The 20,939-nt window shown below is 36.2% G+C and carries 20 protein-coding genes, 1 pseudogene and 1 other annotated feature; of the genes and pseudogenes, 11 read left to right on the forward strand and 10 right to left on the reverse strand.

From position 1 onward, the window contains the following. Positions 1-72: 72 nt before the first annotated feature. The 4 genes and pseudogenes from ACQV2R_RS03940 (at position 73) to rpmA (ending at position 3,126) form a co-directional block, all read left to right on the forward strand. Positions 73-1,976: pseudogene (locus ACQV2R_RS03940) on the forward strand (M13 family metallopeptidase). Between the two features lie 81 nt (positions 1,977-2,057). Then, positions 2,058-2,128, forward strand: a sequence feature (ribosomal protein L21 leader region). Positions 2,129-2,164: 36 nt separating this feature from the next. Continuing rightward, on the forward strand, positions 2,165-2,476 hold the full coding sequence (rplU, locus tag ACQV2R_RS03945) for a 50S ribosomal protein L21 (RefSeq protein WP_258436143.1): 312 nt from the start codon (positions 2,165-2,167) through the stop codon (positions 2,474-2,476). Between the two features lie 2 nt (positions 2,477-2,478). After that, positions 2,479-2,823 carry a ribosomal-processing cysteine protease Prp gene (locus ACQV2R_RS03950; protein ID WP_428874991.1) on the forward strand — a complete coding sequence of 115 codons (345 nt, stop codon included), beginning with the start codon at positions 2,479-2,481 and terminating at the stop codon, positions 2,821-2,823. A 12-nt stretch (positions 2,824-2,835) separates the two neighbouring features. Continuing rightward, the gene (gene rpmA, locus ACQV2R_RS03955) at positions 2,836-3,126 is read left to right on the forward strand and encodes a 50S ribosomal protein L27 (protein ID WP_090290150.1); all 291 of its coding nucleotides are present in this window, start codon (positions 2,836-2,838) and stop codon (positions 3,124-3,126) included. Between the two features lie 106 nt (positions 3,127-3,232). Here rpmA and ACQV2R_RS03960 read toward each other — a convergent pair whose 3' ends face one another. The 5 genes from ACQV2R_RS03960 to ACQV2R_RS03980 form a co-directional block, all read right to left on the reverse strand. Then, positions 3,233-3,388 (reverse strand): hypothetical protein, encoded by a 156-nt coding sequence (locus tag ACQV2R_RS03960; RefSeq protein ID WP_428874421.1) that lies wholly within the window; start codon positions 3,386-3,388, stop codon positions 3,233-3,235. A 338-nt stretch (positions 3,389-3,726) separates the two neighbouring features. Beyond that, the gene (locus ACQV2R_RS03965; RefSeq protein ID WP_428885118.1) at positions 3,727-4,932 is read right to left on the reverse strand and encodes a hypothetical protein; all 1,206 of its coding nucleotides are present in this window, start codon (positions 4,930-4,932) and stop codon (positions 3,727-3,729) included. Positions 4,933-4,945: 13 nt separating this feature from the next. Further along, positions 4,946-5,701, reverse strand: coding sequence for a hypothetical protein (locus ACQV2R_RS03970; RefSeq protein ID WP_428882128.1), 756 nt, complete (start codon positions 5,699-5,701; stop codon positions 4,946-4,948). Then, entirely contained in the window at positions 5,702-6,382 is a 681-nt protein-coding gene (locus tag ACQV2R_RS03975) for an ABC transporter ATP-binding protein (protein ID WP_428874418.1), read from the reverse strand. Then, positions 6,375-6,755 carry a GntR family transcriptional regulator gene (locus ACQV2R_RS03980; protein WP_428874417.1) on the reverse strand — a complete coding sequence of 127 codons (381 nt, stop codon included), beginning with the start codon at positions 6,753-6,755 and terminating at the stop codon, positions 6,375-6,377. Before ACQV2R_RS03980 ends, ACQV2R_RS03975 begins: the two co-directional genes overlap by 8 nt. A gap of 224 nt (positions 6,756-6,979) precedes the next feature. On the opposite strand from ACQV2R_RS03980, the gene ACQV2R_RS03985 reads away from it, so the two are divergent. Then, positions 6,980-8,449, forward strand: coding sequence for a DUF1538 domain-containing protein (locus tag ACQV2R_RS03985; RefSeq protein WP_428874995.1), 1,470 nt, complete (start codon positions 6,980-6,982; stop codon positions 8,447-8,449). Positions 8,450-8,459: 10 nt separating this feature from the next. After that, positions 8,460-9,110: a P-II family nitrogen regulator gene (locus ACQV2R_RS03990; RefSeq protein WP_428885119.1), complete on the forward strand. Its 651-nt coding sequence runs from the start codon at positions 8,460-8,462 to the stop codon at positions 9,108-9,110. 941 nt (positions 9,111-10,051) lie between these two features. On the opposite strand, the gene ACQV2R_RS03995 is transcribed toward ACQV2R_RS03990, so the two are convergent. Continuing rightward, entirely contained in the window at positions 10,052-10,567 is a 516-nt protein-coding gene (locus tag ACQV2R_RS03995; RefSeq protein ID WP_428885120.1) for a hypothetical protein, read from the reverse strand. Positions 10,568-10,944: 377 nt separating this feature from the next. Between ACQV2R_RS03995 and ACQV2R_RS04000 the strand changes: the two genes are divergently transcribed. Together ACQV2R_RS04000 and ACQV2R_RS04005 are read left to right on the forward strand one after the other, a co-directional pair. Continuing rightward, positions 10,945-11,844, forward strand: coding sequence for a YitT family protein (locus tag ACQV2R_RS04000; protein WP_428874998.1), 900 nt, complete (start codon positions 10,945-10,947; stop codon positions 11,842-11,844). 125 nt (positions 11,845-11,969) lie between these two features. After that, entirely contained in the window at positions 11,970-12,137 is a 168-nt protein-coding gene (locus ACQV2R_RS04005) for a hypothetical protein (RefSeq protein WP_428874999.1), read from the forward strand. Positions 12,138-12,352: 215 nt separating this feature from the next. On the opposite strand, the gene ACQV2R_RS04010 is transcribed toward ACQV2R_RS04005, so the two are convergent. From ACQV2R_RS04010 to ACQV2R_RS04020, 3 genes are read right to left on the reverse strand one after another with little or no spacing between them, the layout of a single operon-like run. Beyond that, complete coding sequence (locus ACQV2R_RS04010) at positions 12,353-12,640, reverse strand: DUF5960 family protein (RefSeq protein ID WP_428875000.1); 288 nt, start codon at positions 12,638-12,640, stop codon at positions 12,353-12,355. Continuing rightward, positions 12,640-13,011: a hypothetical protein gene (locus ACQV2R_RS04015; RefSeq protein ID WP_428874405.1), complete on the reverse strand. Its 372-nt coding sequence runs from the start codon at positions 13,009-13,011 to the stop codon at positions 12,640-12,642. The genes ACQV2R_RS04010 and ACQV2R_RS04015 overlap by 1 nt, the downstream gene beginning before the upstream one ends. Beyond that, positions 13,008-14,432, reverse strand: coding sequence for a Y-family DNA polymerase (locus ACQV2R_RS04020; protein ID WP_428875001.1), 1,425 nt, complete (start codon positions 14,430-14,432; stop codon positions 13,008-13,010). Before ACQV2R_RS04020 ends, ACQV2R_RS04015 begins: the two co-directional genes overlap by 4 nt. A 285-nt stretch (positions 14,433-14,717) precedes the next feature. Here ACQV2R_RS04020 and ACQV2R_RS04025 point away from each other — a divergent pair, with 285 nt between their 5' ends. Next, the gene (locus tag ACQV2R_RS04025; protein WP_428874403.1) at positions 14,718-15,929 is read left to right on the forward strand and encodes a dicarboxylate/amino acid:cation symporter; all 1,212 of its coding nucleotides are present in this window, start codon (positions 14,718-14,720) and stop codon (positions 15,927-15,929) included. A gap of 146 nt (positions 15,930-16,075) precedes the next feature. After that, positions 16,076-17,575, forward strand: a complete 1,500-nt coding sequence (locus ACQV2R_RS04030; protein ID WP_428875002.1) for a C69 family dipeptidase — start codon at positions 16,076-16,078, stop codon at positions 17,573-17,575. Positions 17,576-17,624: 49 nt separating this feature from the next. Here ACQV2R_RS04030 and ACQV2R_RS04035 read toward each other — a convergent pair whose 3' ends face one another. Next, on the reverse strand, positions 17,625-17,903 hold the full coding sequence (locus tag ACQV2R_RS04035) for a hypothetical protein (RefSeq protein ID WP_428875005.1): 279 nt from the start codon (positions 17,901-17,903) through the stop codon (positions 17,625-17,627). Between the two features lie 230 nt (positions 17,904-18,133). Here ACQV2R_RS04035 and ACQV2R_RS04040 point away from each other — a divergent pair. Then, on the forward strand, positions 18,134-20,939 hold a 2,806-nt coding region (locus ACQV2R_RS04040), incomplete at its 3' end, for an Ig-like domain-containing protein (protein WP_428875003.1).

Genomic DNA, 20,939 nt, shown 5'->3' on the forward strand with positions numbered 1-20,939 from the left:
CCGGTTTTTTTATGCATTTGAAATAAAATGTTATAATTAAGAGAATAAAACAACAAAAGAGGAGGAATTATTATGGCGATCAATCACTCTTTATTAAAAGATGATTTATATCAAGCGGTAAATGGGGAATGGCTAGAAGAAGCGGTGATTCCTTCAGACAAACCAGCTACAGGTGGATTTATGTCATTAGCCGAGAAAGTTGAAGAAGTTTGTTTGAAGGATATCAACGCGTTAGTTGAAGGGAAACTAACTACTACGGATCCTTTAATGTTAGAGTTTATCAAGCTTTATAAAAAAGCACTTGATTTTGAACATCAAGAGAAAGACAATTTGGCAGAAGCTAAAGACTTTTTAAATAGTATCCTTTCACAAGCAGATTATCAAGCTATTACAGCTAAAATGGTGGAACTATTAAACTATAAATTACCTTCGTTAATTAACTTATCCGTTGAACCAGACATGAAAAATGCGGAACAAAATTGCCTTTATATGGATGTCCCAAGGTTAATTTTGCCAGACACTCCTTATTACGATGAAGAAAATGAAAAAGGACAATTTCTTTTGAACATATACCAAAAACAAAGCGAAGAATTATTAATAAGTCTTGGTTATAATAAGGACCAAAGTCAACAATGGGTAAAAAACTGTATAGAATTTGATCGTAAATTAGCTAGCTATCAGAAAACGCAAGAAGAATTAGCGGACTATACCCAAAATTATAATGCACGATCCATTGCTGAAGTGAAAGATTATTGTCAAGAAATTGCAATTGATTCTTTTATTAAGCAGATTATCAAAGAAGTGCCAGAAAAAATTATTGTTACTCAACCTTCTTTTTTTGAACATCTAGATGAAATTGTTCAGTCGGATAATATTGAACTTCTTAAATCTTGGATAATAGTAAGCACAATTAATGACCTATCCGGAGTGTTAGGTGAAGATTTTCGTTTAAAAGGCAGTGAGTTTTCATTGGCTCTATCGGGAACGCCTGAACCGATGAAAGCGAAAAAATTTTATTTTTACCTAGTAAGGGATCTGTTTGATCAAGTGATAGGCACCTATTATGGCAAAAAATATCTAGGATTCGAAGCTCGTAGCGATATAGAGAGCATGGTCAAAGCGATGATTGAAGTTTACAAAAAAAGATTGGAAAAGAACCAATGGTTAAGTGATGAAACCATTCAATTAGCAATTAGAAAGTTAGAAAAATTTAACTATCTAATAGGCTTTCCAAACGACTATCCAGAATATTATAAAGACTTAAAAGTGAATGCAGAGAGCTCTCTTTTTAAAAATTGTTTATCGTTAAAGAGGATTCATCAAAAAGACCATTTTTCACAATACAAGCAAGCGGTGGACCGAGATAAATGGTTGATGCCAGCAGATAGAGTGAACGCCTATTACAATCCCACTTTAAACAATATTTGTTTCCCAGCCGCTATTTTACAAGCTCCTTTCTATAGTCTGGATCAATCAAGAGCGGCGAATTATGGAGGAATTGGAGCTGTCATAGCTCATGAGATTTCGCATGCTTTCGATAATAATGGCGCTAAAATTGATGAAAATGGTAACTTGAATAACTGGTGGGCTGAGCAAGACTTTGAAGCTTTTAACCAAAAAGCTCAAGCGATGGTTGATCAATGGGATGGTATGCCGTTTGGCCAAGGGAAAGTAAATGGCAAGTTACCGTTTCTGAAAACATTGCAGATGGAGGTGGTTTGACAGCTGCATTAAATGCCTTAAAAAATGAAGGAGAAACAGATTATAAGGAGTTCTTTATCAATTGGGCCCGTATTTGGTGTCAAAAAGCGCGTCCAGAGTATGAATTAATGTTGCTTCAAGTAGATGTTCATGCACCGGCAGAATTACGCGCCAATGTCCAAGTGAAGAATCTTGATGAATTTCATGAAACATTTGAAACGTCAGAAGGGGACGGCATGTGGCTAGCTCCAGAGGAGCGCCTTCGCATTTGGTAATTTACCAAAAATATCTTTCCTTAGAATTATTGACAGTCTAAAGTAATTCTGATATCCTACTAATGTTGTATTTGTGTAGCACCACAACTGCAACCGCTCATCCTTGAGTTTAAGTGCATTAGCCACTCAAGTTGGCGAGTCTAAGTGTAGGTATTTATACCGAAAATCTAATAATAGGAGGTGCTTGAATGTACGCAATTATAAAAACAGGCGGCAAGCAAATTAAGGTAGAAGAAGGACAAACAATCTTCGTTGAGAAGCTAGACGTTGCTGAAGGCGATAAAGTGACTTTTGATGAAGTCGTTTTAGTAGGTGGTGAAGGTGAAACAAAGGTAGGTTCACCATTAGTTGCTGGAGCAAGTGTAGAAGCGACTGTTGAGAAACAAGGACGCGAAAAGAAAGTGGTTACTTTCAAATATTTACGTCGTAAAGATTCTCACCGTAAGCAAGGACACCGTCAACCATACACTAAATTAACTGTTAACGCGATTAAGGCTTAATCATGATTCAAGTACAAATCAGCCTTTCAAAAGAGGGTCAAGAAGTTAAAGCAATCGAAATGACAGGACATGCTGGTTATGGTGAACATGGACAAGATATTGTCTGTGCCGCAGTATCTAGCCAAGTTATTTCAGTAGAAAACTCTCTTTACCAACTCTTGCAAGTGCCTGTAGAAACCACTGTTAATGAAATGGAAGGTGGTTATCTCAAGCTCGTACTACCATCGATTGAACAAAAGAAGTTAAAACATGATGTGCAACTTTTGATGCGTCATTTAATTTTAGCTTTAGAAGTGACAGAACAAGCTTATCCCGAATATATCCAGATTAAACAAACTATACTATAGGAGGTGCTCTCTATGTTGAAATTAGACTTACAACTATTCGCTACTAAAAAAGGTGGAGGTTCTACTCAGAACGGTCGTGATTCCATTGCTAAGCGTTTAGGCGCTAAAGTTGGCGACGGTGAAGAAGTAACAGGTGGATCAATTATCTACCGTCAACGTGGAACAAAAATCCATCCAGGCGAAAATGTTGGCCGTGGTGGCGATGATACATTATTTGCAAAAATTGATGGAATCGTTAAATTCGAACGCAAGGGTAAAAAAGCTAAGAAAGTTTCAGTTTACCCAGTAGCTGTTGAAGCTTAATCGAAGTTTTTAAAATGCCTAACATCTTAAAAGCAGTCCTAGTTAAACTAAGACTGCTTTTTTGTTTGTCTAATGATTTGTTGAAGTGACAGTTAAGCCGTAGTCATCATTGGTCGTTTATTTCAATTTCTTTGAATGCTATATTATAAAAGTCTGTCTTATCAATTAAAATAATACTTTCTGATTCTTTGCTTTTATCGGCTATTAACTCATCTTCTGTTGACTGTTTAATTGCTCTTTTTTGATTGAAGTATTTTCTCAAATTTTGAAATTTCTTCCTCTAGTTTTCTGCTTTCTTTTTCCCTTGCGCAAAGCAGTTGTGTCACCCGAGGTCATCATGCTCACCAGCCGTAAAAGCCTCTTTCATTTCACTTCCTCTTTAAATAGTTGATGGCTAAAATATTTCCAGTAATTTAAAGTGGCTATTCGATGGGGAATATAGCTAAGAAGCATAAATAAATATCTAATTATAATGTAACTTTAAGTAATAAAAAGGAAATGGTTTTCTTTTAAAATTAAAGGCATAACTTTTTTAAAATAAAAGGAGGCTGTGACATTAGTCAGCCTCCTTTAAAGTACAATATGGGTGCGTATGATTCTTTAATTCCAAATTAAAAGATCTAAATAATTCTGATACTCTTTAGGAAAATCGATTCTAAAGAGTGACTGGCTTTGTCCGGTGTTTAAATCGTAATAGCCATAATATTTCTTGCCAGAATCATTGAGGGAGAGAAGAGATGGCCCCTTACTGTTATAGTCAATCACTTGAATGCCTAGCCCAACTTCCAAAGATTCAAAATGTTCAATCGGAATCTCACCGATATAATTATCTTCCTTTATTGAGTAGCGACCAAAGTGAGGCTTATTTTTTTGATATTCGATGATATAAATATGGTTAGAGTCAGCAGTCAGGATTTCGAAGCTATTTGAACTTGGAATGGTTACTTTAGTTTCTTGCCATGATTGGTCTTTAAAATCAAACAGAAAGAAGGGACCATTCTCGTCATTTTCAAGATTATAGCTAGTTTGAATAAAGGGAGCATCAAGAGAGAGGTTACTACTTAAGAATGGACTATTGAACCAAACATCTTTAGCTAGAGTTTCCTCATCACTATATACAGTATAGTCTTCTTCATTAATGAGTTTAAATTGGTTTTCTTTGTTGACTTCATCAAGTTGGTAAATTGTAATTTTGTTTTTAAAGGAAAATTTGTCGCTATTGCTGTTTCCCGATTCGATATTGTAAAGACACATTAGATAATATTTACCATCAACTTGTCGGACTTGAACATTTTGCAGATAGATTTTATCCGAGTCCTTAATTGAAGTTTTGATTGTAGGAATATCTTTGATAAGCTCCTTTTTATTTGTAAAGTCTAAAAAGTGAACTTTGATGGGTTTTTCTTCATTAGAAAACAAATCACTTTCAATCCAGAAATAGTGCTTATCTCCTTGATAGATTTGTTCTAGTGAATCTATTCCTTTGAAAAAGTTGGGGGCTTCTTTAGCTAATGCTTTTAATTCTTTATTTCCCTCAAAATCAAGGCTTTTGAATTTAAGATTTGAACGACTCAACTGAAAATCTCCACTTTTATTTTGGAACATTTCTTCTGGCAGAGAGAAGAAACTGTTTTGACTACTTAGTTGGACATACTCTTCAGGTAGATTGGTTAGTTTTTCATCTCCTTTTATTGAGGTTAATTTCCCAATAATCGGCGAGTTAAGACCATAGAGACTTCCTACTAATAAGATTAACCCCATGCCAATGATTGCAAAGTATTTAATCATTTGTTTATAATAATTCATCTTTCTACCTCCTTTAAATATGCAGATCTTTTGCGACATATTGACTGCCAATCCAGTAAGTGATACTTCCTACAAGGATAAAACTGAGTGGATAAAACGCATGAAACTCGAGATTAGTAGGTAGCATACCAAAAGCTATGAGTTTTCCAGTAAGATATGTTCCTGCTACTAGGATGAGCAAGTAGAGGACAGACCATTTCCAGGAATAGGCGCGTTCAAGCAGTACAAATAGAAGGGTGATTGGAATCAAGGCAAGCCAGGCTAAGATATTAACAAGCGATACCCAGATGGATTCGGTGAAAAGATTGGTGAAATAAGAAAAGTTGAAAACGAGATAGAGGGGCATATCATTTGAATACCGCTCTTGTAAGATCATTTGTAAGAGAAAATGAAAAACATATACTGTAAAATAAACGAATAAAATATTCAGGAAAAAATAAAAGACGAGGCTTAGAAATTTTGCATGGTAGAGGCTGGATCGTTTAAAAGGGCCAGCTAACCAGCGAGAAATCATTTTACCTTGGCTAAACCAATCTTTTAACCAGACTAAAAGGGTCGCAATGGCCGTACTAATAACTCCGATAATAAAGGCGATATTTATGATATTCAGCAATATACTTGGCTGAATAACCATATTTTGTTGAAAATTGCTTTGTATATTATTATTAATAGAAATTAAGGATAGGACGAGATAGATTAAAGCGATGGATAACCAGTAAAGTTTCTGTCTTTGTATTTCAAAATAAGTTAAACTTAATATTTCTTTCATTTAATTTAACTCCTTTCTTAACCATTCAACTAAGGATAGTTCTTCATTTTCACGCATATCTTCTAAATAGATAGAGTGTTTGATTTGGCCCTCACTCATTAAAACGGCTCGGTCGATAAAGTGTTCGACATCGTAAAGTTCATGAGTGGTTACTAAGACACCACAGTCTTTTTGGATAAATGAACCAAAGAGTTCAAGAATTTCTTCCCGGCTAAAGACATCGATGCCAGCAAAGGGTTCATCTAACAGAAGATAATCTGCCTCTAAAGATAAGCCTAACATTAAATTAAGTTTTGCTTGATTCCCCTTGGATAGCTCTTTAATGCGCTTACTATCTTCTAATTGGAAAAAATCTTGGATATCTTGTGCTCTAGTAGGATTCCAAGCAGGATAGAGATTGTACATAAATTCTTTGCATGCTTTAACCGTCATCGAAGGGGGAAAGTTGAGGTAATCGGGAACATGCCATATTCTAGCTTTAGCATCTCGCAATTTTATTTCATCAATATAAATTTCCCCTTGATAAGGCAAAAGTCTGGCAATACAGTTAATGAGGGTCGATTTTCCTGTACCATTAATGCCGATCAATCCAGTGATTTCACCTGGTTTAACTTCTAAATTGATGTCTTTAAGGACCTTATGCTTACTGAAAGACTTGTTGAGGTTTTCGATTTTAATCATGGTTAATGGCCTCCTTTTTAATTTGATAGCTATGGGTAAGGCGTTGGATGATATCTTCTAATTGCAAATCCATGGGAATTAAAACATCGACTAGGTTTTCGATGGCTTGATCAATGGATTCATATTTAAGTTGAGAAATTAATTGCGTGTCAGTTGTTATGGTGCTAGGTCTTTGAGCTTGAGTAACAATCATACCTAAGTCCTCCATTTCTTTAAATGCCTTTTGAACGGTATTGGGATTGACTTTCCATTCCTTTGCTAATTGTCTTCTTGAGGGCAATTGATAACCCGGCGTATATTTGCCTGTGATGATCTGATCTTTTACCCAAGTAATAATTTGGGTATAGATGGGTAGATTGGGTGCAAGTTTCATTATTTTACCTCCATTAAAGCTTTATTATATTCCAAGATGTGTCCCACAATCATAATACAGCTTGTTTAAGTGTATTATACGAGCCATACACTTTTAAGTCAAGGTATGAAGGTAAAAATGCAAGTAAAAGATGAACGGAATGAATGGTGATAAAGATTTAAGCAAAAGTCAAGCTAAGCTATGGTATGATGAAGGAGAAATAATATTTATGAAGGAGGAATGTTATGGATTTATTAGTCGATAAATTAAAAGAAGTGTTAGCTTCTGTACTGCCTATTATACTTATAGTCGTGATCATTTCATTGACCATGGTCAATGTGTCGGCAGATATGATGATTCGTTTTTTAATAGGGGCTGTCTTTTTAATTATAGGTTTAACGATCTTCTTATTTGGTGTGGAAGTTGGTATGAGTCCTATAGGAGATTTGATGGGGAAAAGTGTAGCAGATGCTCCCAATATTTGGGCCATTACAGGGCTAGCCTTTGTAATTGGTTTTTCGGTCACGGTCGCAGAACCTGATTTACTTATTTTAGGCCAACAGGTGGCTGATGCGATGGGAGGAGCTCTTACTTCAACGGTGATTGTTGCAATGGTCTCACTTGGTGTCGGCTTCTTAATTGCTTTTGGTATCGTGCGGATTTTGTCTTCCTTTTCGATTAAGTATTTTTTCTTAATTGCTTATGGGTTGATCGCCTTAATGGCCTTATTGGTTTCTAATGATTTTATAGCCATTGCTTTCGATGCGTCAGGTGCCACGACAGGTGCCTTAACCACACCTTTTATCTTAGCATTGTCAGCGGCTGTTTCATCTCGTAAAGGGGGGCACATGGCTGAGGAAGATTCTTTTGGTTTAGTAGGCGCCATGAGTGTCGGGCCAATTTTAGCAGTTATTTTATTATCAGTTATTACAGGAGTAAGTTTCCAAGGGCAAGCAGAAGTTTATCGTTATACGGAGGGAATTATTGCCCCATTCTTTTTGGCTATTGGACACACCTTGCTTGAGTCTTTAATGGCCCTCGCTCCCTTAGCCATTTTGTTTGCGATTATGAATTGGAAACAATTTAAGCTCAAAAAGCGTGAACTCAAACGGATTATCAAAGGGGTTACTTACACTTTGATTGGACTGGTTCTCTTTCTAATAGGTGTCAATCAAGGCTTTATGGATATGGGGCGTTTTCTAGGTAATATGTTAGCGCGTGACTATCAGGCATGGTTACCCGTAATTGGTTTGATTATGGGCTTGGTGATTGTTTTGGCTGAGCCAGCCGTTCACGTATTGGGAGACCAAGTTGAAGCGGTAACGGGTGGTTTTATTAAGAATAAACTTTTACTTGTCTTTCTATCTATTGGAGTAGGCCTAGCTGTCAGTGGGTCACTGGTTCGTATCCTAGTGCCTAGTATTCAAATCTGGTATTATTTATTACCTGGCTTTCTTTTAGCCATCTGTTTATCCTTTTTTGTAGATGATTTATTTGGAGGGATTGCTTTTGATGCGGGAGGCGTAGCTTCCGGACCAATGACGGCAACTTTCATCCTGTCCTTTGCACAAGGGGCAGCGGATCGGATTCCAACGGCAGATGTGGTAACGGATGGCTTTGGTGTCATCGCAACGGTTGCAATGGCGCCAATCGTCATGATATTATTACTCGGAATCATCTATAAGTGGAAATTAAAACAAGAAAAAATAGCATAGGAGGGAATTTATGCAGACAGTCTTATTTTTTGCAATTGTTAAGAAGGGTACAGCCTCCTATTACCTTGAGCAGGCACGCCTGGCAGGAGCTACCGGTGGAACGATCTTTCAAGCAGAAGGAACAGTTGCCAATCCTTTCTTAGATTTATTAGGTTTGAATGATTCCAAGCGTGAAGCCTTATTGATGTTGGTTGATCATGCGAATGAAGAAAAAATTCATCAAGTCTTAACCGAAAAGTGTGAATTACCTAAAAAAGGAAAGGGCATTCTCTTTTCAATTAATACAAGTAGTGTCTATGGCAGTCACCAGTTAATGCATGAATTTAATGAGGGAGGTCAAGAAATGAGTAAGTATCAATTAGTAGCTACAATTGTTGATCGTGATTCAGGGGATGAAGTAGTGGAAACTGCTCGTGAAGAAGGAGCAGGTGGAGCAACTATCCTCCATGGTCGAGGACTAGGTTCGAAGAAAGCTCCTAAGATTTTTAATGTTCAAATTGAACCGGAAAAAGAGCTTGTCTTAATGATTGTTGAGACACAAAAAGTGCCTGAAATCATTGAAAAAGTTTCTAAAGCCATGGATATTGACCAACCGGGTAAGGGAATCCTTTTTACTATCGATGTCAACGATGTAAGCGGGCTTTTCCAACAAATAAACTAATTATGTAAAACTAAAAAAGTGGATTAAGACGAATGATTAGCTTATGATACATTTATTAAAAGGAAAAAATGACAAAAGAAGTTTGTCGTAACACCGAAAATAAAGCTATTTAATATAGTATCAATTCGAAAAGTAATTTTTTGAAAAAATAAATATTAAAAAAGCAAGATGAATTAAATTAATAATTTATCTTGCTTTTTAGTATTGCTAAATTTTTGCTAATCTTATGATACCTCTAAATAAAAATTGTAATTTAACAGGAGCGACAGTATATATTTTTTAGCACCTGTCCATGATATATATCCTTCATATTTTATGCCGTTCCTATACTCTACATACCATTGTTTATAGGATCTAGGGACCGGACCCGGGTCAGTTGGTACCACTTTCCATACTTCTACAAAAAGAGTACGCGGAGGCCAAACTTTCGACCTGAATATATAATCCTCTTTTGTTACATCTGTATCTTCAGTAGAAACAGATTGTGTAGTAATATAATTCTCTTTTGTTAGATCATTATCTTCAACAGAAACAGATTGTGTAGTAATATAATCCTCTTTTGTTAGATCATTATCTTCAACAGAAACAGATTATGTAGTTATATAATCCTCTTTTGTTAGATCGTTTTCCTCAGCAGAAACAGATATAGTTGATAGACCTAAAAATATAGTTAGAATTAATATTGATTTTATATAATTATTTTTTTTCATAATTATTTTCCTTCCTATGTTTTTTATCTACAAAATAAAATAATGAATACACAAACACAAATCCTATTATTCTATACAATAAGTTATCAAAAAAATATGAAATCGTTAATTTCCCTTGGAAAAATGTTATTAATACGCTTACCAAAATATATACTCCTACAAAAAGTAACTCATTTATTATTTTGCTTAGTTTCTTCATAAAATTCACCTAATGATCCTTTTAAGTTACGATTATTGTAAATAATTGTATTGATAACGAAATCCTTTTACAACAAATACTCTTGCATAGTCAGAAAAACCGATAGCACCAATAGCTCCATCTATAGCCGCTGCTGCAAGTTTAAATTGTGGTGGTAACAACATAAGTATAAATCTTGTTGCAACTCCCGTACCAGCTCCACCTAGAATACTAAACGTTGACGCACTTATATATACATCCACATTACCTTTTGATGCTTTTCCATGCCATACCAACTTTGTTACCCCGTTACTTTGTCTTCTTAACATGCTAGTACTATCATTTGAAAATTTAGAAGTATCTATTCCTAGATCATTAAAATACTTTATAAGTTTATCATCTGTGATAGTTACAACTGTCTCATCACCATTTTCCGAAGTGTCAAAATACTCTGAATTTTCTTTATAAAAATCCATTACAACATTATCATTAACATTAGCTGTTTCCTTTATTGAAGTACTTGCATGGGCATTAACATCAAAATTAAAGAGAGAACTTACTATTATCATTAAACTTACTGCTATCACACTCAACTTATTCTTTGCACACATCAACACCAACCATCTTTCAAAAATTTATTGTTAATAGTATATACAAAAAAATCAGATATAACATCCTTTTTTTAAAAAATATAAATAATTAAATTTGTTTTATAAAAATTTATTGTTTTTAACTTAAATAAAAGTCTTAACAAGAGAAAAAATATACCATCATTACTTTTGCAAATTATTAGGAATGGTAACTCAGCGCTGTCAATAACTATTGAAACAATAAAATAAATTAATGATTGATTATAATTTACTAAGATTTTAAAAACCTACTTGAAAGTGATTACATTCTTGTCAAAAAAGGGTATAATATCCTTGATAGTAAAGGAGTGGTGGCAATGGTAAAAAAAGTAATGGACTATTTTGAAATAACACCGAAAGGGATTCTTTATTCTGTTTTGATAATGACTTTAGGTTGCATTGTTTATGCCTATGGGGTTAATTATTTCCTCATTCCTAATCATTTTGGTAATGGTGGTGTAACGGGTGTTTCTATGTTGGCCTATTATTTACTTAAAATACCAACCGGTACAAGCAACTTCATCGTTAATGCCATTTTATTAGTGGTTGGATGGAAATACCTAAGTAGGCGAACCTTGCTTTATACAATTTATGCTTCAACTTGTTTAAGTTTTTGTTTGAACCTTATCCAACCCGATCCTTATATTGCAACAAATATTATTATCCCTGCTGTAGCAGGTGGTGTGCTATTGGGAGCAGGTATTGGTTTAGTTCTTAGAGGCAACGGGACTACTGCCGGAACGGATATTGTTGCTATGATTATGCAGCAGTATCTAGGAATCAGTTTCTCTGCTGGTTTGTTAATGTGTGATATGCTAGTCATTTTAGCTTCAAGCTTCATCATTGGTGTAGATATGACGATTGTGACAATCATGATGATGTTTATTGCGAGTCAGACCGTAAACTTTGTGACAGATGGGGTCAACCGTCGAAAGTCCGTGATGATATTCTCCTCTAAGAAAGAAGAAATTGCGGATATAGTAATTAAAGAGATGGTGCGAGGTATCACTGTATTTAGGGCATATGGTTACTATTCTAAGCAAGAAAGGGAAGTCTTACTGGCAATAGTGAATCGTAATCAGGTTGTTCAATTACAAAGATTAGTGACTCAAATTGATCCCAAAGCCTTCGTCACTATTTCAGACGTTCAACAAGTGATTGGCGAAGGATTCACCTTCTTTTCCTATGAAAGTCCACACAAAAATAGATACCATTAACCATTAGTAATTAACTGATCTAACGAACTCGATTGAAAGGTGAAGCCCCTTTTTAATCGAGTTTTTATCTTGCTACATAAGGAAATAAATAAAGAAGCTAATAATATTTCCCTGCTTCAAAAGCAATGGATACCATTGATCGAGCTGTGCTCTTTAATCCAGCCATCTTAGCATTGGATGAAGTACGTTCTTCAGTCGATAGTTTTTTAGAAAGATTAAATGAAGAAGGTATGGATAAGGTAAGGGAGGGGGACCTCCTTCGTAATGCCTTACCGCTTATCGACTATTTGTAATGCCGATATTATCTTGTTGATGAAGAGTGGTAATATTAGTGAAAAAGGAAACATGATTTGCTTTAAGTAGCTAATGGGTGTTATGCAGACGGCTATTAAAGTCAGTTTGCTAATCAAGCTTAGAAAAAAGCTCACTCAAATGAGTGGGCTTTTTGAATAGAAAGATGGATAGCACTAAAATCCTAGCTTGATAGGCTGGGATTGAGGGTAGAACTTTAATCAACATAATGATACTGATATTGGTAAATGCGAATTAAATGGTTGCGCTTATCGGTACGCACCTTGAAAACAAAAGTGTGAGTACGTTGGTCGAGACTGTGTTTTTGAGGGATACGAAAATAATTAATGGTTGATGCCGACATCATTCGTAATAACTCATCCTCTAGAAAAGCAAGAGGAACTTTCAGCTTAGAATAACGATAGAAATCCTCTTGAAATCGTTGATAATTTTCACTGAAATAATCAAATTGTGTTTGATTATGGTGGTAGCCATTGGTTTTCATTATTCCACCTCCTCAGCAAGTGTAATATCGATAATTTGTTCAAAAGCTAAAAGGAGATAGTTTCTAGAAAGGGGGTCTTCAATCGCACAATGGTCTAGATTTAGCTCTTTAAGAGTGCCGGTAAATGATTGGTGGGCTTTATTTGGATGATTGCCTTGATAAATAAGGCTAATGGAGAGTTTTTGAACATAGGCTTGGCTGAGTAGAAGAAATTTCTCCTTAGGAGACAGTCTGGCCGGGCTTGAGTCAGTAAAGCTGTGTGACAGAGCAGAGCTATGTTCTGATAAGAAAAAGCCCATCCATTTAGCCATTTTGCGATCTTGATATTGACGTGCAGCTTTAGATGATAAGTAAGACCGATCTACACTCACTCTAAACCATCCAATCCGCCTGCTCCGCCTGCTGCATGACCACCCATCAACTTGCTTCGAGCAATGGAACGAGAACTTTCTAGTAAGGCGCTAGCTTTTAAAACAGAGACGTAGCCAAAACGTTTTCGAATAGCATCTACTGTTTTATCGAGGCGCTCTTCTTTTGATATTTGTCTTGGCTCTTCAAAAAGCGAAAAGTAATGGATGTTTTCTTCTACCAAGCCCGAATAACGAACACCAATATGGCGAACGGGTCCGTTTTTATATTTAGAGCGAAAGAGCTCAATCACAGTGGCTGTTAAGACTTTTGTTTGCTGGCTAGGATCGATTTTGGTTTGAGCTCGAAGAGGAGATAGGTCAACTGCTTTGGAATAACCGACAGAGACAGAGACCAGCTGTGCTTTTTTGCCAGCCCGTCTTAAACGAATGGCCACTTGTTCTGCCATTTCACTTAAAAGCAATTCAATATCTGCTTGCTGAGTATAATCATGTGGTAAAATTTGCGAATTACCGATAGCTTTAGACTTCGGACGATAAGGCTCACTAACTTTACTTTCGTCGACCCCATTGGCATGAAAGAATAATTGCAAGCCAATTACACCGAACTCCTTTTTTAATTGTTCAGGATTAGCATGGGCTAGATCATAAATGGAATGAATCCCTAACTGATTGAGTCGTTTGGCTGTGCGCTTACCAATCCCCCAAAAATCAGTTAAATTTGGAATGGCCCATACTTTGCTTGCAACATCTTCATAGGACCAATTTGCTCGCATGGTCGGCTTCTTTTTAGCCTCGTTATCTAAAGCGAGCTTAGCTAATAAAGGATTGGCATTAGAAAGACCAATGGTTGAAGCGATTCCTGTTTTACGCCAGATATCCAGTTGAATTTTACTAGCTAACATTTCTAATTTGTCTCGACGTGACACCTGACGATCAGGAATAAAGTAGTTCAAAACATGCGTTAAATCAATAAAGCTTTCATCAATTGAATAGGGGAGAATATCTTCTTCAGAAGCATACTGGGTTAACAGCTTTAAAAGGTCGATATTCTTTTTAATATAAAGGTCCATCCTGGGTGGCACAAATAATGAACGTTTGGCCCAAGATTCAATATAACGAACATAGGCAGGATCCGTTCGTAAGCCATTACGTCGAGCGTTGCGATAGTTGAATCGTCGATTATGAAGAGAGAAGGGTAAATCATAAGTTCGTCCCACATTGCTACGCCCAAAAACTTGCTTAAAAATGGGAGAAGAAGCCAAAATCAGACCTTGAGAAGTGTCTGTTTGACTCATGACACAAAGGCTTGTTCTTAGAGGATGCAAGCCACGCTCAACACACTCTACGCTCGCATAGAAGGATTTCATATCGATAAAAGCAATATCAGATTTAGGTTCACGGCTATAATCAATAATAGTCATTACAAATTCCTCCTGTAAGCAACAGTTTAATACGAACGGATGTTCGTGTCAATAGCGAAAATAATTTAAAGAATTTTATGAGATAGGAAACATTTTAAAAAGAGCATTTTATTACTGTTTTTAAAATAAAATTTCTTAAAAAGAGCTACAATTATTACTATTCACCAAAATACAGTAAAAAAATAAGATAATTTAAAAAACGCTTTCATATAACTTTTTTTCGTGTATAATATAAGCATAGTAATAACTCGAGTTTGCTAAAAAATTCCAAATGGAGGGGAAAAAATGTCAGAGAATAAAAATGACAGAATTAAAATCAAAACGGGTTTAGTCGGTCGGTTGCTGATAGCTATTGCAATGGGTATTTTGATTGGGCGTTTGCCATTTGTTCCTGAATGGTTTATTAGAATTTTAGTTACTTTATCTAGCCTGTTTTCAGCCTTTTTAGGTTTCTTTATTCCTTTAATGATTATTGGTTTAGTAACTAAAGGAATTGCAGATCTTACAGAAGGAGCAGGCAAATTACTAGGTATGACAGCTTTAACAGCTTATGGATCAACCCTTATAGGGGGGACTTTTGCTTACTTTGTGGCAACAAGTATTTTTCCTAGTTTTATTACCAGTGATTTAGTCAATAAGATTACTGAAGCAGGAGAAGGAGCTACTCCATTCTTTACGGTTCCGATAACGCCTATTTTAGAAGTTACAACAGCGGTTGTGCTGGCTTTTATGATGGGGCTTGTTATTTCGTGGTTACGGGCTAATCGAAATTCTGGACAGGTACTTTACCAATTGACTGTTGAGTTTGAAGAAGTGGTAGTTAAAGTATTAGAAACGGTAATTATTCCCTTGTTGCCAATTTATATTCTAGGAAATTTTGCAAATATGTCTTATTCTGGATCGGTATTTGCAGTACTATCTATCTTCTGGAAAGTATTCGTTATTGTCATCATTATGCATTTACTTTATGTTAGTTTATTATTCATTGGTGCAGGAAGCTATGCTGGGAAAAACCCATTACGACTCATTAAAAATCAAATTCCAGGTTATATGACGGCAGTTGGGACCCAGTCATCTGCTGCAACTATTCCGGTGAACTTAGATTGTGCAGAAAATAATGGTGTATCTGAAGAAATTCGTAATTTCGTTGTCCCTCTATGTGCAACTATTCATTTAGCAGGTTCGATGATTACTATTACTTCCTGTGCGACAGCCTTATTATTAATGTATGATCTTCCGCACAGCTTTAGTATAATTTTTGGCTTTATCTGCATGTTAGGTATTGCTATGGTAGCAGCTCCAGGAGCACCTGGAGGAGCTATTATGTCAGCTGTACCATTCTTACCAATGGTAGGAATTGTTGGAGATGCTATGCAACAATTAATGATTTCGCTGTATTTAACTCAAGACTCTTTTGGTACTGCAGCGAATGTTTCAGGAGATAATGCCATAGCAGTTTTTATTGATAAAATATATTCCGATAAGATTAAAAGCTAAAAATAGCACTGTAATAAGCTCTTCATTAGTTAGCCAGCGACCTAACTAATGAGGAGTTTTTTAATACTTAAGAATAAATACATTATTCAGACTTTATTTTTAGAAGTAAGAAGCATAAGATAGGAGTATGAAAGTGAGGGATTAATATGGGATGTACAACAATTTTAGTAGGTAAAAAAGCCTCTTATGATGGGTCAACGCTTGTCGCACGAAACGAAGACTCTGTTTCGGGACAATTTAATGTTAAAAAAATGGTCAAAGTCGATAGTCAAGGACATCCGTCTCACTATCGGTCGGTGTTAGCTCACTTAGAAATTGAGTTGCCAAGTGACCCATTAGCTTATAGTATGACCCCTGATGCTGTAGGAGACCAGGGAGTTTGGGGAGCGTGTGGGGTCAATGCCGCAAATGTTGCCATGACTGCGACCGAAACGATCACTTCCAATGCGCGAGTGTTAGCTGCTGATCCATTGGTAACCTACCAAGAAGCTAGGGGTGAGCAGGGGAGCGATAATTATCAAGCAGAAATTCCTGGAGGTATCTCAGAAGAAGATATGGTATCGCTCGTCTTACCTTTTATACGGTCTGCTCGTGAAGGGGTAAAGCGGTTGGCAAGTTTGTTAGAAGAATACGGCACTTCCGAGATGAATGGGATTGCTTTTCAAGATGTCGATGAAATTTGGTGGTTGGAAACAATAGGGGGTCATCATTGGTTAGCTAAACGGGTACCAGATGATTCCTATGTAGTGATGCCTAATCAATTTGGAATAGATTCCTTTGATTTAGAAGATGCATTCGGTCAACAAAAAGAGCATATGTGTTCAGCTGATTTAAAAGAGTTTATTCAAGAGAATCACTTAGATTTATCAAAAGATGGTCCATTTCAGCCACGTTTGGCCTTTGGCTCAAGAACTGCTGCAGATTTAGTATATAATACGCCACGAGCTTGGGTAATGGGACGCTTTTTCAATCCAACAACTTATAAGTGGGAAGGCTCAGAGGCAGATTACACACCACAATCCTTTGATATCCCATGGTCCTTTGTGCCTGAACATAAAATTACTGTCCAAGAAATAAAAGAGATCCTTTCCAATCATTACCAAGGAACCCCGTATGATCCATATCTTACTAAGGGCTCAAGCGAAATGCGAGGCGCTTACCGGACAATTGGAATCAATCGCAATAATTTTTTAGGCCTAACTCAAATTCGGCCTTATATGCCGGAAAACAACCGCAGTCTTCAATGGATGGCCTTTGGATCAAATGTCTTTAATGCCATGATTCCTCTATATCCTCAAGCGAGTGAATTTCCGGCTTATCTCACTCAGACAGATGATCAAATCACAACGGACAGTCTGTATTGGTCTGCTAGAATGATTGCTGCTTTAGCGGACGCACATTATTATCAAACGCAAACAGTGATAGAGTCTTATCAGTCCAAGGTGGACCATCAAGCTTTAGCAATCATTAAAGCCTATGATCAAAAACTTGCAACAAGCCCTAGCTCTCAAAGTCAGCAAGTATGCGAGCAAGCCAATCATAAACTGGTCGCTATGTTACAAGAAGAAACACATCAGACGCTTAAAAAGGTATTAGATATTGCTTCCAATGGCATGAAGAATGCCTATGCTCGATCTGATCAATAAGTTTTATGTCTAGCAAATAGGAACCGACCCCCAACCGTTAGCTTTTTGTCTAACGGTTGGGGGTCTTTTGGTTTGATAAAGTCTGCCTAAGAAGCCAGCAAAAGAAGAGGGTAGCTGTATGAGTGAATAGGGTCTGATTATTAGTTTTTGAGTGATCGGCAATCACATTGGTTTGATAAGCAGATTCAATCATTGTTCTTGTTAATTCAGCAGTTTGAGAATTAGGACGAAAGAGTCTTTTAACGAAGTCAGTCGTTCGCACATTCATAAATGATTTATCGACTGGAAGTGGTTGATAGATTGGACTAGTTAGGGCGCTTAAAGTAATGTATTTTACTTATTTGAGAGGCGCGTCTTTATCATTTATCCAATCGCAACATAAGACTTTGGGAAAGTATCCAACGATTTTTTCTTCTCTTAAGTTAAAAAAGTTCGGTGTTGTTCAATATTTTAGAGATATTATTTTTTATTAAGTATAATGATATGGACTTTATCAAATGTTAGGAGTAAGATAAGATTACATAAATTATTTAATTTTATGTTTTAAGGAGGAATAATATGTTAGGAAAGAATAACGTTACAGAGTTACAAAAGAAAAATGCTAGAAAGAAAAAAATCTATAGTTTAAGAAAATATAGTGCAGGCTTAGCATCCGTTGCTATTTCAAGTATGTTCTTTTTGGGTTCGAATAGTGTTTTAGCAGCAGAAAACACTACGGAAACTTCCCAAATTGAAGAATTAGGATATGATGATAAGGACCAAGGTATTCAACCTCTAAGTAAGTCAGTTGAGGTAAAAAAACAAGTTGAAACCCCTGCAGTCATTAAAATTGATGATGCAGAAATATCGGCTGTTGATCATAGTTTATCAACAGCAATTGTAGAAACTGTAGAATCAGTTGATTCTAACGAGATTCATAGTGAAGAAGTGTTAGCAGAGACTAACAGTACCGAAATGAGTGTGGAATCATCAACTGATGAGAAAACAGTAGAGCAGGAGAGCGTCTCAACTTCTACCCCAGAAACAGTCAGCAGCTTAGTTGAAGAGACAACTGAGAGTTCTACTGAAGAATCTATATCTGCTGAAGAAGAAATAGTTTTAGAGGAAGAGCTAATCATTGATGAAGAAGCCGCTGTGATTGAAGAAAGTGTAGTCAATGAGTCAGACTCCATCGTTAATTCAGAAGAAAAAAGTTTGGGAGAATCAGATGGTCACTTAAGTGAACTTCATCAATTAATTGATGGTGAAATTGATCGCGAGGCGGTGATCCGTCAACAATTAGCAGAGATATACAGTGCTGAAGAAATTGAAGGAATCCTTTCAGGCGTTGATAAAGAGACCCTTCAAAATGCGTCCGCAGAAGTTTTGATGGAGAAAATTACTCAAGCTGGGATTGATTATGCTGAAAAACACTCTGGCTTTCAAATGTTTGCTATCCAAAATGCCACAGGAAGAGATGTAAAGGATTTAATCCAATTTAGTGATTTGCAATTTAAAATACTTGGTGGGGATAACCCAAATGAATTGCAACCGACTTCACAGGGGAAAATTGCGTTTACTGGTAAGTACCAATTAGACAATGCTATTAAAGCAGGCGATTTTTTTGATGTTAACTACGGCGATTATGTATTGCCTGGAGGCATAGATGTACCTCGAAATAGTGTTCATTTGCTAGATAGTCAAGGCAATTTAATTGCACAAGCATTTTATGATCCGGAATCCAATACCACTCGTTACATATTCACTCAATATGTGGATCATAACAAGGATATAAAAGGATCTTTTAATGATCAACTGGTGGCCAATCGAGATACAGCTGTAGTTGATAAGAAATCGTATCCTGTTACAGTAACTATTGGAAATCAAACCAAGAGTCAAGATATAATTGTGGATTATGGAAATAATAAGAATAGAAAAGTAGTTCAAGCAATTAGTGAATTAGGGAAAGATTCACAGGGTCGGAAGTTATTTAAATATACTATTTATCTAAACAATGGTGGGGAAGAAGTTGGAAGGTATTCAGATATTCGACTTTTAGCTGATAAATTCCATATTGACCCTGATTCGTTGGAAGTTCACAAAGTGAAACCTAAGAAATCAAATAATTCAGCCTATCCTTCTCAAATTATGCGCGATAGCCTAATCCCTGACCTTAATGGCGATAGTGAGAATTATAGGGTAACTAAAGAAAAAGGTAACATTTTGAATGACGGCAATAAAAGCCGTATCCATTTAGGAACAATGTTAGCAAATGAACGTTACATAGTCACTATGACTTTTGTAGAGGATGCGCCAGGTGCTTCTGATGTACTTGAAAAACCAAGAGTAACCACTTATCTTCATAAGGACGCTAATCCAAGCGGCAACCCTATTGCTCAGGGTGGTTCATTTATAGGCAAAACAAGTGTATCCTCTACAGGTGAAAGTACAGAAGAAACCGGATCATTCATAGAACATCATATTTATCAAACAAAAAAATCAGACGGTTCGATTGTGATTGATTTAAAAGATGATAAGTCGGCTCAAACTGGTAAATGGAACGAGTTTTATCGAACGCAAAAACAAGATAAAGAGGGCTATCAACTTGTTGAGATAAAAAATTTAATTAACAATCCAAAATATAATGAGGATGGTAGCCCTGCTACAGGAAGTTATAAACCAGAGAAGACAATTGAAATAACCTATGTGTATCAAAAAGACGAAACTCCAACGCCTGAACCCGATCCTAATCCGAGTGTCAAAGATGAACTTTATGAGATGACAGTTGAAGATGAAGGTTTTGGTTCTGTGTTCCAATATAATAAAGACTTAGCTCCTGGAACTATCAAAAAGGTTCAAGAGGGTCGATCTGGTAGATATCGTGTTTTATATAAGCATGTTAACCCAGAGGAAATACCAACACACTCAGATGGAAGTTTTTATGAAAACTTTGTAGAAATAAATGGAAAATATTGGCAAGAAGTTTCACGTGAGACGATCCAAGAAGCCAGACCAGACATTTTCCAATATAATTTCGTAACGATTACTGAAACAATTAAAAAAGAAGACGGTGGGGTAGAGATTCATTATAATGATGGAACGACTATCGTGATACCAGGGCCTGAAAAACCTGCTGATCCTGAAAAACCACTTTTACCATCCCAACCAATTGTGGAAATTACTCCGGGTGAAGAAGATGGGCGGAATGGTAATTATGTTACCATTAAAATTTACAATCCAAACACTGATGTCTATGAATCTGATAAAACTATCTTTATACCAGATGGATCTGATGGACAAAATGGTCAAAATGGTCAAGATGGAAAATCACCAACTGCAGAAGTCGTAGATAATGGCGATGGTACTCATACCATTACGATTACCA

The sequence above is a fragment of the Facklamia sp. P12937 genome (assembly GCF_050409505.1).
In the GTDB taxonomy this organism is placed as follows: domain Bacteria; phylum Bacillota; class Bacilli; order Lactobacillales; family Aerococcaceae; genus Facklamia.